Source organism: Streptococcus mitis (genome assembly GCF_047462815.1).
Classification (GTDB): Bacteria; Bacillota; Bacilli; order Lactobacillales; family Streptococcaceae; genus Streptococcus; species Streptococcus mitis_DO.
On record NZ_JASHFB010000003.1, the window covers coordinates 80763 to 95018 of the forward strand.

Here is a 14256-nt window from a genome sequence, read left to right on the forward strand (position 1 = left end):
ATAAACCTTTTTTTGTTGGACTGATTTGAAAAAACTTTGAAAGCATTTCGAAAGAATTTTCGAAAAATTTTAAAAAATTCTGAAATATTCTTGACAGGTGATGAAAAAGGTGGTAAGATAGGAAACATCAAAAAAGAAAGCAGAAAAAGAAATGAATAAGAAACAAGCTGTAACGATGAATCAAAACTTTTACTTTAGCTACTTTAGATAGTGTTTGTAGACATGTCACCATGGATGCAAACAGTTCAAGCAATTTGTTTGTATCTATGTGGCTAAGATTTTTGATTGTGGTCCATATAGATGAATATCTAAATGGACTAGCTAAGTTGTAACTTGTTAGATTATTTCAAGCATCCGTTTAGATAGTATCTAGGCGGTTTTTTGTTTTATCTTTTCTGAGAAGGAGTTTCATTATGAAAGTTGTTCGAAAATTACTAGCACCCCTCTTAGTAGTGGGGATCCTCTTGACCTCTCTGATTAGTTTGCATCAGTTGAAGGCAGATAAGAAAAAAGATGTATTTCGTATCGGTATTTCGCAGTTTATTACCCACCAGTCCTTAGACGCTACTAGAGAAGGGTTTGTGGATGAGCTGGCCAAGCAAGGCTATGTTGAGGGGAAAAATATCGAGATTGATTTGCAAAATGCACAGGGAGAACAAAGAAATCTAAAAACGATTTCCCAGCAACTAGCAGAATCTAGTGATGTCGTTCTAGCCATCGCAACGCCTTCTGCTCAGAGCTTGGCCAATACAACACAAACGACACCTGTTATCTTTTCAGCGGTAACAGACCCTGTCAGTGCCAAGCTGGTTGAGTCAAGAGAGCATCCTGGGGGCAATGTAACTGGGACAAGCGATCAGTCATCAGATGCCATTTCAACCCAAATCAATTTGATAAAGAAAGTGTTGCCAAAAGCTAAAACAATTGGAATTCTTTATACTCAGAGTGAGCCAAACTCAGTTGTCCAAAAGGATGAAGCTAAGCGCCTTCTGGAAGAAAAAGGCTTTAGTGTTGTTGAAAAAACAATCTTGGACAGTAACAACGTCAAGGCGGCAGCAGAGAGTTTGATGGCAGAGGTGGATATGGTTTTTGTCCCAACGGATAATATCATTTCGTCAACCATGGAAACAGTCAAGCAGGTTTCTATTAAACACAAGGTTCCAGTATTTGGCGGCTCAACAGAAATGATTGCTGTTGGTGGCTTGTATAACTACGGAACCAATTATGAAGAATTGGGAAGACAGACGGCTCGCATGTTGATTCGTGTCTTAAAAGGTGAGAAGCCAGAAAATATAGCAGTTGAGTTGCCTGAAAAACTGGAATTGCATACCAATCAAGAAATGGCAGATGCATTGGGAATTGATATTAGTAAGTTAGAAAGCAAGGAATAGGGAGGTTTGAGATGAATTTTGTATTATCTAGTTTATCAGAAGGTTTGCTATGGTCGATTATGGCTATTGGGGTCTACTTGACTTTCCGTATTTTGGATATTGCGGATATGACTGCTGAAGGAGCCTTTCCACTGGGGGCGGCTGTCGTCGTATCTCAGATACAGGCAGGGACAAATCCTTGGATTGCGACCTTACTTGCTTTGCTGGCAGGTATGGTAGCAGGTCTTGTATCAGGAATGCTCCACACCAAGATGAAAATCCCAGCTCTCTTGACAGGGATTGTGACCTTGACAGGGCTCTATTCAATCAATATTAAAATCATGGGCAGCGTACCTAATCTTTCCTTGGGAGATTCTTCAACTGTCTTTAAACAGTTGGCGAGCTTGGGACTGACAAATGAAGAAGCTGTTTTCTCACTCAGCTTGGTCTGTCTCTTACTTGTTTGTTTGGTCTTGACTCTTTTGATGAAAACAGAGATTGGCTTGGTCTTGCGTTCGACTGGGGACAATATTCCGATGAGTGAGGCCAATGGGGTCAATGTAGACACCATGAAGATTGTTGGTTACATGATTTCAAACGGCTTGATTGCCCTATGTGGTTCCTTGTTTGCCCAAAATGATGGATTTTCAGATGTGACTTCTGGGACAGGAACCATCGTTGTTGGTTTGAGTGCAGTCATTATTGCGGAAGTCTTGATACACGACTTGACCATTGGAGGCCGCTTGTTATCCATCGGAATTGGTGCTATTGTTTATCGTTTGATTATTTTAAATATCTATGAAATTCCAAATCTAGATCAAAACTTGGTACGTCTCTTTAATGCAATCTTGCTCGCCTTAGTTTTATTTGCGCCGGAATTGCAAAAGAGATTAAAGATTCGTGGTCTAAAATTGAGAAATGAATAGGAGGAGAAAGTTATGGCAAGTTTGTTAACACTTGAAAATATTCACAAAACATTTGAAGCAGGGACGGTCAATGAGAACCATGTCCTCAAAGGATTAGACTTAGAGGTTGAAGAGGGAGATTTTATCTCTGTGATTGGTGGAAATGGAGCAGGGAAATCCACTTTGATGAATATCTTGGCTGGCAATCTATCGGTTGACGAGGGGGACCTTTTATTGGCAGGCAAATCCATTAAAAATCTGAGTGTAAGAAAGAGAGCCAAGGATATCGCTCGTGTTTTTCAAGATCCTAAGATGGGAACAGCTTCTCGTTTGACGATTGAGGAGAATATGGCTATTGCCTTGAGACGCGGTCAGAAGAGAGGGCTTGGTTGGGGTGTGAAGGAGAAGGATAGAATCCAGTTCCAAGAGGCCTTGAAGGAGTTGAATATTGGCCTTGAAAACCGCTTGAAAGTGGATACTCAATACCTCTCAGGAGGGCAAAGACAGGCCTTGACCCTAGTCATGGCAGCTCTGGTGAAACCCAAACTTTTGCTTTTGGATGAACATACTGCGGCACTTGATCCAAAAACCAGTCAAATGGTAATGGACTTGACGCAAAAGATTGTGGAACACCATCAGTTGACGACTTTGATGATTACCCATGATATGAACCATGCGATTGAGTACGGAAATCGTCTCATTATGCTCTATCAAGGCAAGATAGTGGTAGATGTCAAAGGAGAAGAGAAAAAGCATCTGACGGTTGAAGATCTCATGCATCTCTTCCAGAAAAATAGTGGCCAAAGTCTAGTTAGTGATGAATTGGTTTTGGGATAAAGAAAAAGGCTGAGATCCAGTGTCTCAGTCTTTTATTAGTATAAATGGATAGGCAGAAATATGAAATTAATACTCTTCGAAAATCTCTTCAAACTGTGTCAGCTTTATCTGCAACCTCAAAACAGTGTTTTGAGCAACCTGCGGCTAGCTTCCTAGTTTGCTCTTTGATTTTCATTGAGTATAAACTCAGTAAGGAGCCCTCTTTTGCAGAAAAGCAGGGTTCTTTTTGCTGTCTATTCCATTCCTGAAAGCGTAGAACAAACTAGTCAGGGTGGCTAGTTTGTGGTATAATGAAAGAGACTCAAAAAGAAACAGGAGAAATATGATGGATTTACTATTAGCAATTGTATTGATTGTGCTAGCTTTTCTAGGAGGAGCTCTTGGAGGAATGTACTTGGTTCGTAAGCAAATTGAAAAAGAATTCGCTGACAACCCACGTTTGAATGCTGAAGCAGTTCGTACTCTTTTGAGTGCAAATGGTCAAAAACCAAGCGAAGCTAAGGTACAACAAGTTTACCACCAAATCATCCGCCAACAAAAGGCAGCCCTTGCTAACAATAAAAAGAAAAAATAAATAAGGAAAAGTCTGGGATGAAAATTCCAGACTTCTCACTATGTTGGCTAAGGGTTTAGGGATGAGACTTTTTCCTTGCATTCTATTGATATTTGATTATGATTAAGAGAGATAGTTGTTGCTTAGGCTGTCATTCGGTTCATAAAGATCAATAATCATAATGAACTATCAATCAGAAAAAGACTAGAAAGAAGACTGTATGGATAATCGACCAATTGGTTTTTTGGATTCGGGTGTCGGGGGCTTGACCGTTGTGCGTGAGCTCATGCGCCAGCTTCCCCATGAAGAAATCGTCTATATTGGAGATTCGGCGCGGGCGCCCTATGGTCCCCGTCCTGCTGAGCAAATTCGTGAATATACTTGGCAGTTGGTCAACTTTCTCTTGACCAAGGATGTCAAAATGATTGTCATTGCTTGTAATACTGCGACTGCGGTCGTTTGGGAAGAAATCAAGGCTCAACTAGATATTCCTGTCCTAGGTGTTATTTTGCCAGGAGCTTCGGCAGCTATCAAGTCCAGCCAAGGTGGGAAAATCGGAGTGATTGGAACACCCATGACGGTACAATCAGACATCTACCGTCAGAAAATAAACGATCTGGATCCGGACTTACAGGTGGAGAGCTTGGCCTGTCCCAAGTTTGCTCCCTTGGTGGAGTCGGGTGCCCTGTCAACCAGTGTCACCAAGAAAGTGGTCTATGAAACCCTGCGTCCCTTGGTTGGAAAGGTGGATAGCCTGATTTTGGGTTGTACCCATTATCCACTTCTCAGACCTATTATTCAAAATGTCATGGGGCCAAAGGTTCAGCTCATCGATAGTGGGGCAGAGTGCGTACGGGACATTTCAGTCTTACTCAATTATTTTGAAATCAATCGTGGTCGTGATGTCGGACCACTCCATCACCGTTTTTACACAACAGCCAGCAGCCAAAGTTTTGCACAAATTGGTGAAGAATGGCTGGAAAAAGAGATTTATGTGGAGCATGTAGAATTATGACAAATAAAATTTATGAATACAAGGATGAACAGGACTGGTATGTCGGGTCCTATGGTATTTTTGGTGGCGTCCGGACGTTGACGGATGATGACTTGGATTTTCCTCTATTGGAGTTTGCCCAAAGATTTCGAGATGAGGATCGAGGTTTTCCTGTTTCTGTTACTGTTTTACGCTATGGTTCTCTCTACCGTTTATTGTCTTTTGTGGTAGATATCCTCAACCAAGAAATGGGACGAAATGTGGAAGTCATCCAACGTCAGGGGGCTTTACTCTTAGTTGAAAATGGGCAACTCCTGCATGTAGAATTGCCTAAAGAAGGGGTTGATGTAGAAGCATTCTTTGAGACAAACAAGGTCAGAGAAACCTTATTGATTGCGACTCGTAACGAAGGCAAGACCAAGGAATTCCGAGCTATCTTTGACAAGCTAGGCTACGATGTGGAAAATCTCAATGACTATCCTGACTTGCCTGAAGTAGCAGAAACAGGCATGACCTTCGAAGAAAATGCCCGCCTCAAGGCAGAAACTATTTCCCAATTAACGGGCAAGATGGTTCTGGCAGATGATTCTGGACTGAAAGTCGATGTTTTGGGTGGTTTGCCTGGTGTCTGGTCGGCTCGTTTTGCAGGCGTCGGAGCAACTGACCGTGAAAACAATGCCAAACTCTTGCACGAATTGGCCATGGTCTTTGAACTCAAGGATCGTTCGGCTCAGTTCCACACAACCCTAGTCGTAGCCAGTCCAAACAAGGAAAGTTTGGTTGTTGAAGCAGACTGGCCAGGCTACATTAACTTTGAACCTAAGGGTGAAAATGGCTTTGGCTATGATCCTCTCTTCCTTGTAGGAGAGACAGGCAAGTCCTCAGCTGAATTAACCCTTGAAGAAAAAAATAGTCAATCTCACCGTGCCTTAGCCGTTAAGAAACTTTTGGAGGTATTTCCATCATGGCAAAGCAAACCATCATTGTAATGAGCGATTCCCATGGCGATAGCTTGATTGTGGAAGAAATCCGTGATCGCTATGTGGGCAAAGTTAACGCCGTTTTTCATAACGGCGATTCTGAACTGCGTCCTGATTCTCCCCTTTGGGAAGGCATCCGTGTTGTTAAAGGGAACATGGACTTCTATGCAGGTTACCCAGAACGTTTGGTGACTGAGCTTGGTTCGACCAAGATTATCCAAACCCATGGTCACTTGTTTGACATCAATTTCAACTTTCAAAAGTTGGACTACTGGGCTCAGGAGGAAGAGACCGATATCTGCCTCTATGGTCACTTGCATGTGCCAAGCGCTTGGATGGAAGGTAAGACCCTCTTTCTAAATCCAGGCTCTATCAGTCAACCACGTGGGACCATCAGAGAGTGTCTCTATGCTCGTGTGGAGATTGATGATAGTTATTTCAAAGTGGACTTTTTGACACGAGACCATGAGGTGTATCCGGGCTTGTCCAAGGAGTTTAGCCGATGATTGCCAAGGAGTTTGAAACTTTCTTGTTGGGGCAGGAGGAAACTTTTTTGACCCCTGCTGAAAATCTAGCCGTGTTGATTGATACCCACAATGCGGATCACGCGACCCTCTTGCTCAGTCAGATGACCTATACCCGTGTTCCTGTTGTGACAGATGAAAAACAGTTTGTTGGGACGATTGGGCTCAGAGATATTATGGCTTATCAGATGGAGCATGACTTGAGTCAAGAAATCATGGCAGATACGGATATCGTTCATATGACGAGAACGGACGTAGCGGTTGTCTCGCCTGACTTTACCATTACGGAGGTCTTGCACAAGCTGGTAGATGAGTCCTTCTTGCCGGTTGTGGATGCGTCAGGAATTTTCCAAGGGATTATCACGCGCAAGTCTATCCTCAAGGCAGTCAATGCCCTCTTGCATGACTTTAGTAAGGAATATGAGATTCGATGCAAATGAGAGACAGGATTTCAGCCTTTTTAGAGGAAAAGCAGGGTCTGTCTGCCAATTCCAAGCAGTCCTATAAGTATGATTTGGAGCAATTTTTAGACATTGTAGGCGAGCGGATTTCGGAGACCAGTCTCAAGATTTACCAAGCCCAGCTAGCCAATCTAAAAATCAGCGCCCAGAAGCGAAAGATTTCGGCCTGTAACCAATTTCTCTACTTTCTCTATCAAAAAGGAGAAGTGGACAGCTTTTACCGCTTAGAATTAGCTAAACAAGCTGAAAAGAAGACCGCAAAACCAGAACTGTTAGATCTAGACTCTTTTTGGCAGGAAAGCGACTATTCAGAGGGTCGCTTGCTAGCGCTCTTAATCCTAGAAATGGGGCTCTTGCCGAGTGAAATTTTAGCACTCAAGGTTGCGGACATCAATCTGGATTTTCAGGTGTTGCGAATCAAGAAGGCTTCCCAACAGAGAATTGTCACTATTCCTACAACCTTGCTTTCAGAGTTGGAACCCTTGATGGGGCAGACCTATCTTTTTGAAAGGGGAGGGAAAGCCTATTCTCGTCAGTGGGCCTTTCGTCAGTTAGAAGCCTTTGTCAAGGAGAAAGGTTTCACAACCTTATCGGCCCAAGCCTTGCGGGAACAGTTCATTCTACGACAAATTGAAAACAAGGTCGATTTGTACGAAATTGCAAAAAAACTAGGATTAAAAACAGTCCTGACCTTAGAAAAATATAGATAATGGATATTAAGTTAAAAGATTTTGAAGGGCCTCTGGACTTGCTCTTGCACCTTGTTTCTAAGTACCAGATGGATATCTACGATGTGCCCATTACGGAAGTCATTGAACAGTATCTAGCCTATGTCTCAACCCTGCAGGCCATGCGTCTGGAAGTGACGGGCGAGTACATGGTCATGGCCAGTCAGCTGATGTTGATTAAGAGTCGCAAGCTCTTACCAAAGGTAGCGGAAGTGACAGATTTGGAGGATGACCTGGAGCAGGATCTTCTCTCCCAAATCGAAGAATACCGTAAGTTTAAGCTCTTGGGTGAGCACTTGGAAGCCAAGCACCAAGAACGGGCCCAGTATTATTCTAAAGCACCGACAGAGTTGATTTACGAAGATGCGGAGCTTGTGCATGACAAGACGACCATTGACCTCTTTTTGGCTTTTTCAAATATACTAGCCAAGAAAAAAGAGGAGTTTGCACAGAATCACACGACTATCTTGCGGGATGAGTATAAGATTGAGGACATGATGGTTATCGTAAAAGAGTCCTTAGCTGGACGAGATCAATTGCGCTTGCAGGATTTGTTTAAGGAAGCCCAGAATGTCCAAGAGGTCATTACCCTCTTTTTGGCAACCTTGGAGTTAATCAAAACCCAGGAGCTGATCCTCGTGCAAGAGGAAAGTTTCGGAGATATTTATCTCATGGAAAAGAAGGAAGAAAGTCAAGTGGCCCAAAGCTAGACTTGATAGAGAGGAAAGATGAGTACTTTAGCAAAAATAGAAGCGCTCTTGTTTGTAGCGGGTGAAGATGGGATTAGGGTCCGCCAGTTAGCTGAACTCCTCTCTCTGCCACCGACAGGCATCCAACAGAGTTTAGAAAAATTAGCCCAGAAGTATGAAAAGGACCCAGATTCCAGTTTGGCTCTGATTGAGACAGGTGGTGCTTATAGATTGGTGACCAAGCCTCAGTTTTCAGAGGTTTTAAAGGAATATTCCAAAGCGCCTATTAACCAGAGCTTGTCTCGGGCAGCTCTTGAGACCTTGTCCATCGTTGCCTACAAGCAACCCATCACACGGATAGAGATTGATGCCATCCGTGGGGTCAACTCGAGTGGGGCCTTGGCAAAGTTACAGGCCTTTGACTTGATACGAGAAGACGGAAAAAAAGAAGTGTTGGGACGCCCCAACCTCTATGTGACTACAGATTATTTCCTAGATTACATGGGAATTAACCATTTGGAAGAATTACCAGTGATTGATGAGCTTGAGATTCAGGCCCAAGAAAGCCAATTATTTGGTGAAAGGATAGAAGAAGATGAGAATCAATAAGTATATTGCCCACGCAGGTGTGGCCAGTAGGAGAAAAGCAGAAGAGTTGATCAAGCAAGGTTTGGTGACGGTTAACGGCCAAGTGGTACGTGAACTAGCAACCACTATCAAGTCAGGCGACAAGGTCGAAGTTGAAGGTCAACCTATCTACAACGAAGAAAAGGTCTATTATCTGCTTAACAAACCACGCGGTGTCATTTCCAGTGTGACAGATGATAAGGGCCGCAAGACGGTTGTCGACCTCTTGCCCAACGTGAAGGAGCGCATCTACCCTGTAGGTCGTTTGGACTGGGATACATCAGGAGTCTTGATTTTGACCAATGATGGGGATTTTACGGATGAGATGATTCACCCTCGTAATGAGATTGATAAGGTTTATGTCGCGCGTGTTAAAGGTGTTGCCAATAAGGATAATCTCCGCCCCTTGACCCGTGGACTTGAGATTGATGGCAAGAAAACCAAGCCAGCTGTTTATGAAATTCTCAAAGTGGATCCAGTCAAAAATCGTTCTGTGGTACAATTGACCATCCACGAGGGGCGTAACCATCAGGTTAAAAAGATGTTTGAAGCTGTTGGTCTACAAGTGGATAAGCTGTCTCGGACACGTTTTGGACACCTAGACTTGACAGGTCTCCGTCCAGGTGAATCCCGTCGTCTTAACAAAAAAGAAATCAGCCAACTACACACCATGGCTGTAACCAAGAAATAATGAAACGAATTTTAATAGCGCCTGTGCGCTTTTATCAACGGTTTATCTCACCAGCCTTTCCACCCTCTTGTCGCTTTGAGCCGACTTGTTCCAACTATATGATTCAGGCTATTGAAAAACATGGCTTCAAGGGTGTTTTGATGGGCTTGGCTCGGATTTTACGTTGCCATCCCTGGTCGAAAACGGGTAAGGACCCCGTCCCAGACCACTTTACTTTGAAAAGAAATTCAAAGTAAGATTGTATTCTAATGTATAAAACACAGATAGATGATACTTGGTATTTACTAAGTGACATCTATCTGTGTTTTTATTTATTATTGATGTTTCTGTTATCCTATTCCAAAATGTTTTTGCCTTCTTTAACCCGCCAACGATAATCTGATAAAATAATATCTTCGAGGGAGTAGCTGGCCTGCCAGTCAAGATATTGTTTAGCTTTTGATGCATCTGCTAGGACGCTAGCTGGGTCACCAGCACGACGAGCAACAATCTCGTGTGGGATTATTTGATCCAGTAGTTCTTCAGCAGTTTTAAAGATTTCTTTGACGGTATAGCCTTTTTCAGTTCCTAAGTTAAATATTTGAGAAGAACTGTCTTCTTGAAATAGGTAGTTCATTCCTTTAACATGAGCCTGTGCAAGGTCCAAGACATGAATGTAATCCCGAATACATGAACCATCACGTGTATCGTAGTCATCTCCAAATATTTTTAGGCTATCATTTTGTCCCAATGCGGTCTTGTTGATGTTGGGGATGATGTGGGTTGGATTTTTCACACGCAGACCGTTTGAAGCATCCATTTCAGCCCCAGCTACATTAAAGTAACGGAAAATAACATATTTCCAGTCGTAGCGATTGGCCATCCAGTAAATCATTCGTTCACCCATCAGTTTTGTCTCTGCATAGGGATTGACAGGATCGAGCAGGGTATCTTCAGTGGCTGGCTTGTCAATACAGTTATTACCATAGAGGGAAGCAGTCGAAGAGAACATGATTTTTTGAATGCCAACTTCAGATAAAACTTTGAGAACTTGGTTCATACCAGCAACATTGGCAGTGAAGTATTTACTTGGATTTTCAATACTTTCGCTCACAATAATCTCACCTGCACAATGGAGAACAGCGTCAATCTTGTTTTCTTCCAAGTAGGTTTTTAAGGCACTAGCATCATAAACGTCCAGTTGTTTAAAGCTAGCACGACTATCTACAGCTGAACGATTTCCTGTAGAGAGATTATCTAGAACATGCACCTGGTAGCCAGCATTTAAAAGAGCTTTAACGGTATGGGAGCCAATGTAGCCAGCTCCACCTGTAACAAGAATTGTTTTGGTCATGATTTTTTCCTTTTCCTATTTTTGTACTATTTTAAAGAAAGAAGAAGGTAAAGTCAATTATTTTCTGCAGATTTCATGAAAAAACTGAACAAATATAGCATTGAATTGTTTTTTGTTTGGGGAATTAATGATTTGGTTAATCTTGGAATAGTTCTTAGATTTCACCTCACATGTAAGAGGATACGATCTTTTTCTAAGGTACCGCAAGAATACGATACTAATTTAGAAATCCACCTTTCCGCTATCCTTCTCCTATAAAAAGTGGTAAAATGGATGAAAGAAAGAAGGAACTGAAATGACAACATTATTTTCAAAAATCAAAGAAGTAACAGAACTTGCTGCGATCTCAGGTCATGAAGCACCTGTCCGTGCTTATCTTCGTGAAAAGTTGACACCGCACGTGGATGAAGTGGTGACAGATGGCTTGGGTGGTATTTTCGGAATTAAACATTCAGAAGCTGCAGATGCGCCGCGCGTCTTGGTCGCTTCTCACATGGATGAAGTTGGTTTTATGGTCAGCGAGATTAAGCCAGACGGTACCTTCCGTGTCGTAGAAATCGGTGGCTGGAACCCCATGGTGGTTAGCAGCCAACGTTTCAAACTCTTGACTCGTGATGGTCGTGAAATTCCTGTGATTTCGGGGTCTGTCCCTCCACATTTGACTCGCGGAAAGGGTGGACCAACTATGCCAGCTATTTCAGATATCGTCTTTGATGGCGGTTTTGCGGACAAGGCTGAGGCAGAAAGTTTTGGCATCCGTCCTGGCGACACCATCGTACCAGATAGCTCTGCAATCTTGACAGCCAATGAAAAAAATATCATATCAAAAGCTTGGGATAACCGTTACGGGGTTCTCATGGTGAGCGAGTTGGCGGAAGCTCTGTCAGGTCAAAAACTTGGCAATGAACTCTATCTTGGCTCTAACGTCCAAGAAGAAGTTGGTCTCCGCGGTGCTCATACATCTACAACCAAGTTTGATCCAGAAGTCTTCCTAGCAGTGGATTGCTCACCAGCAGGTGATGTTTATGGCGGTCAAGGCAAGATTGGGGATGGAACCTTGATTCGTTTCTACGACCCAGGTCACTTGCTTCTACCAGGAATGAAGGATTTCCTTTTGACAACGGCTGAAGAAGCTGGTATCAAGTACCAATACTACTGTGGTAAAGGCGGAACAGATGCTGGCGCAGCTCATCTGAAAAATGGTGGTGTCCCATCTACAACAATCGGTGTTTGCGCTCGTTATATCCATTCTCACCAAACCCTCTATGCAATGGATGACTTCTTAGAAGCTCAAGCTTTCTTGCAAGCCTTGGTGAAGAAATTGGATCGTTCAACAGTTGATTTGATTAAAAATTATTAAACCATAAGGGAGGTGGTAGGGATGGTAGAACCAAACCTAGAAAGCCTTGTAAAAGATCTTTACAATCATGCTCGACATGATTTGAGTGAAGATTTAGTTGCTACTCTCCTAGAGACTGCAAAAAAACTGCCCACTACAAATGAGCAATTGCTGGCAGTTCGTATCTCAGGCCTGGTCAATCGTGAATTGCTCCTAAATCCCAAACATCCGGCACCTGAGTTAATCAACTTAGCTCGTTTTATCAAAAGAGAAGAAGCAAAGTACAGAGGAACTGCGGCTTCTGCGCTTATGTACGGGGAGCTCTTTAAAATGCTTTGATTCCATTGTGAATCAAAGCATTTTTCTATATGTTAGAAAAGCAATTCTTGGTTAGGAAAAGAAAAAAGCCATCCTATTTAGGATAGCTTCTTGGTACTTAGATTTGTTCAGCAATGACCTTTTCAGCTAAATTCATAGCATGGTCAGACACACGAGTGTAGTGGGAAATGATGTCGATAAAGTTGACCCCAGCTTGCGTTGAACACTCGCCCTTGTTGAGGCGTTTGATGTGAGTCTTTCTGAGAACACGTTCCATATTGTTGATTTCTTTATGGCGTTCAATCAGACTTTGAGCTTTTTCAATATCATTGTTTTCCACGCTGTCAAGGGCATCCTTGATAAAGGCAGTGGTTTTTTGATAGATATCAGCTAGTTCTTGCAAAGCAGCTTCAGAGAACACAACATTTTTACGTTGAAGATAGTCGGTCAGATTGATTAGGGCTTCTGCGTGGTCCCCAATCCGTTCCAAATCACGGGATGAATCCAGGATGTTGGTGAGTACTTCACTTTCTTTCTGGCTAAGAGCTTCGCTTGAAAGAGTAATAAGATAGCGAGTCAATTTTTCATCAATGGTGTTGATGGCTTCCTCTGTCTTGTGGCCTTTTTCAGCAACTTTTTCATTGAGGTCAATGATGTAGTTGTATGAAAGGTCAAAGGCTTTAGAAGCGTAATTTCCTAAGTGAAGGAGTTCTTTTTTCGCATTTCCGAGAGCGATTGATGGTGCTTGTTTAATCAAATGCTCATCAAGATAAAGTGGCTCGTACTTGACAACTTCATCTTCACCAGGGATGAGCTTGGTTACAAAGTAGGCCAAGGCTCCGATGAATGGAAATTGTACAATGGTGTTACTTACGTTAAAGGCACCGTGCGAGAAGGCGATGGTCATCTCAGGTGAGAGGTGAAGGAGTGCTTGGAAGTACTCAATCATAGACGTAAATGGACCTAATAAGATTAAGCAAAGAATAGTCCCTAAAACGTTAAATGTAACGTGGGTTGCAGCAACGCGTTTCGCAGAGACATTGGCTCCAGCTGCCGCGATGATAACGGTTAGGGTTGTCCCGATATTATCCCCGAAGAGAACTGGTAGAGAACCTTTAAGGTCAAGGAAGCCACCTGCATAGAGCCCTTGCAAAATCCCGATTGTAGCAGAAGAGGCCTGGATGAGGACGGTAATCACCGCACCAGCAAAAACTCCCAACACAGGATTTTGTCCCAAGGTTACCATATATTCCTTGAATTGTGGTAAATCTTTAAGCGGACTCATACCGGCACTGATGAGGTTGAGGGCATAGAAGATTCCCCCTACACCAAACAGGATGCGCCCGATATTGTTTGCTGTTCTGTTTTTTGTAAAGAAGAGGAACATGGTTCCAAGGAAAATCAGGGGTAAAGCATACTCGCCAAGCTTGAAACCGATGATAAAGGAAGTAACAGTGGTTCCTATGTTGGCTCCCATGATAATTCCGATAGCCTGTCTAAGAGTGAGAAGACTAGCGCTGACCAGTCCAACCGTGATAACTGTAACCCCTGTACTTGACTGAATCAGGGCAGTCACGACAATTCCGACTAGAACACCTAAAAAGGGATTACTAGTGTACTTGTCAATGTAAAAACGAAGGCGATCTCCAGCAGCTTGTTGCAAACCGTCTCCCATGGTCTTGATACTATATAAAAATAGTCCCAGACCACCTAAAAAGTGAAATAAAATTTCCTGCCAATTAATGGACATTTCTTTTTCCTCCGAAAAATAATAACGGAATTTCTCCTATTCTATTTTAAAGGATAAAAGTAAATCTAACAAGTATTAAGCTAAGATTTTAGAAAGAAAATTCGTTAGAATGGTCCTTAATTATATTAATTTTACCAATTTATAACCTAGATATAGG

Annotated in this window: 17 protein-coding genes; 15 read left to right on the forward strand and 2 right to left on the reverse strand. The window is 42.6% G+C overall.

Going from position 1 to position 14256, the window contains the following annotated elements:
* The first annotated feature begins 413 nt into the window (after positions 1 to 413).
* From QM865_RS02360 to yidD, 13 genes are all read left to right on the forward strand, one after another.
* Complete coding sequence (locus QM865_RS02360) at positions 414 to 1391, forward strand: ABC transporter substrate-binding protein (protein ID WP_261079948.1); 978 nt, start codon at positions 414 to 416, stop codon at positions 1389 to 1391.
* A gap of 11 nt (positions 1392 to 1402) precedes the next feature.
* A complete protein-coding gene (locus QM865_RS02365; RefSeq protein WP_261079946.1) occupies positions 1403 to 2296 on the forward strand; it encodes an ABC transporter permease subunit in 894 nt (297 codons plus the stop codon).
* Positions 2297 to 2308: 12 nt separating this feature from the next.
* Positions 2309 to 3112 carry an ABC transporter ATP-binding protein gene (locus QM865_RS02370; RefSeq protein ID WP_000157661.1) on the forward strand — a complete coding sequence of 268 codons (804 nt, stop codon included), beginning with the start codon at positions 2309 to 2311 and terminating at the stop codon, positions 3110 to 3112.
* Between the two features lie 325 nt (positions 3113 to 3437).
* Positions 3438 to 3686, forward strand: coding sequence for a YneF family protein (locus QM865_RS02375; protein ID WP_000364990.1), 249 nt, complete (start codon positions 3438 to 3440; stop codon positions 3684 to 3686).
* Positions 3687 to 3885: 199 nt separating this feature from the next.
* Positions 3886 to 4680: a glutamate racemase gene (gene racE, locus QM865_RS02380; protein ID WP_000370384.1), complete on the forward strand. Its 795-nt coding sequence runs from the start codon at positions 3886 to 3888 to the stop codon at positions 4678 to 4680.
* A complete protein-coding gene (locus QM865_RS02385) occupies positions 4677 to 5648 on the forward strand; it encodes a nucleoside-triphosphate diphosphatase (RefSeq protein WP_000182445.1) in 972 nt (323 codons plus the stop codon). Before racE ends, QM865_RS02385 begins: the two co-directional genes overlap by 4 nt.
* The gene (locus tag QM865_RS02390; protein WP_414305935.1) at positions 5624 to 6145 is read left to right on the forward strand and encodes a metallophosphoesterase; all 522 of its coding nucleotides are present in this window, start codon (positions 5624 to 5626) and stop codon (positions 6143 to 6145) included. Before QM865_RS02385 ends, QM865_RS02390 begins: the two co-directional genes overlap by 25 nt.
* Positions 6142 to 6603: a cyclic-di-AMP-binding protein CbpB gene (gene cbpB / locus QM865_RS02395; protein ID WP_004260968.1), complete on the forward strand. Its 462-nt coding sequence runs from the start codon at positions 6142 to 6144 to the stop codon at positions 6601 to 6603. The genes QM865_RS02390 and cbpB overlap by 4 nt, the downstream gene beginning before the upstream one ends.
* Positions 6600 to 7334 (forward strand): site-specific tyrosine recombinase XerD, encoded by a 735-nt coding sequence (gene xerD, locus QM865_RS02400; protein ID WP_414305936.1) that lies wholly within the window; start codon positions 6600 to 6602, stop codon positions 7332 to 7334. The genes cbpB and xerD overlap by 4 nt, the downstream gene beginning before the upstream one ends.
* On the forward strand, positions 7334 to 8062 hold the full coding sequence (locus QM865_RS02405) for a segregation/condensation protein A (RefSeq protein ID WP_054378467.1): 729 nt from the start codon (positions 7334 to 7336) through the stop codon (positions 8060 to 8062). Before xerD ends, QM865_RS02405 begins: the two co-directional genes overlap by 1 nt.
* 18 nt (positions 8063 to 8080) lie before the next feature.
* A complete protein-coding gene (gene scpB, locus QM865_RS02410; RefSeq protein ID WP_261063520.1) occupies positions 8081 to 8650 on the forward strand; it encodes an SMC-Scp complex subunit ScpB in 570 nt (189 codons plus the stop codon).
* Positions 8637 to 9359, forward strand: coding sequence for a pseudouridine synthase (locus QM865_RS02415; protein ID WP_001222228.1), 723 nt, complete (start codon positions 8637 to 8639; stop codon positions 9357 to 9359). Before scpB ends, QM865_RS02415 begins: the two co-directional genes overlap by 14 nt.
* On the forward strand, positions 9359 to 9595 hold the full coding sequence (gene yidD, locus QM865_RS02420) for a membrane protein insertion efficiency factor YidD (protein ID WP_004245573.1): 237 nt from the start codon (positions 9359 to 9361) through the stop codon (positions 9593 to 9595). Before QM865_RS02415 ends, yidD begins: the two co-directional genes overlap by 1 nt.
* Positions 9596 to 9693: 98 nt before the next feature.
* On the opposite strand, the gene galE is transcribed toward yidD, so the two are convergent.
* A complete protein-coding gene (galE, locus tag QM865_RS02425; protein ID WP_414305937.1) occupies positions 9694 to 10692 on the reverse strand; it encodes a UDP-glucose 4-epimerase GalE in 999 nt (332 codons plus the stop codon).
* A 295-nt stretch (positions 10693 to 10987) separates the two neighbouring features.
* Between galE and pepA the strand changes: the two genes are divergently transcribed.
* Both pepA and QM865_RS02435 read left to right on the forward strand, forming a co-directional pair.
* Positions 10988 to 12052, forward strand: coding sequence for a glutamyl aminopeptidase (gene pepA / locus QM865_RS02430; RefSeq protein WP_224218773.1), 1065 nt, complete (start codon positions 10988 to 10990; stop codon positions 12050 to 12052).
* Between the two features lie 21 nt (positions 12053 to 12073).
* Positions 12074 to 12370 carry a bacteriocin immunity protein gene (locus tag QM865_RS02435; RefSeq protein WP_084947372.1) on the forward strand — a complete coding sequence of 99 codons (297 nt, stop codon included), beginning with the start codon at positions 12074 to 12076 and terminating at the stop codon, positions 12368 to 12370.
* Positions 12371 to 12467: 97 nt separating this feature from the next.
* Here the strand turns inward: QM865_RS02435 and QM865_RS02440 are convergent, their stop codons facing one another.
* Positions 12468 to 14099: a Na/Pi cotransporter family protein gene (locus QM865_RS02440; RefSeq protein ID WP_414305938.1), complete on the reverse strand. Its 1632-nt coding sequence runs from the start codon at positions 14097 to 14099 to the stop codon at positions 12468 to 12470.
* Positions 14100 to 14256: the final 157 nt, after the last annotated feature.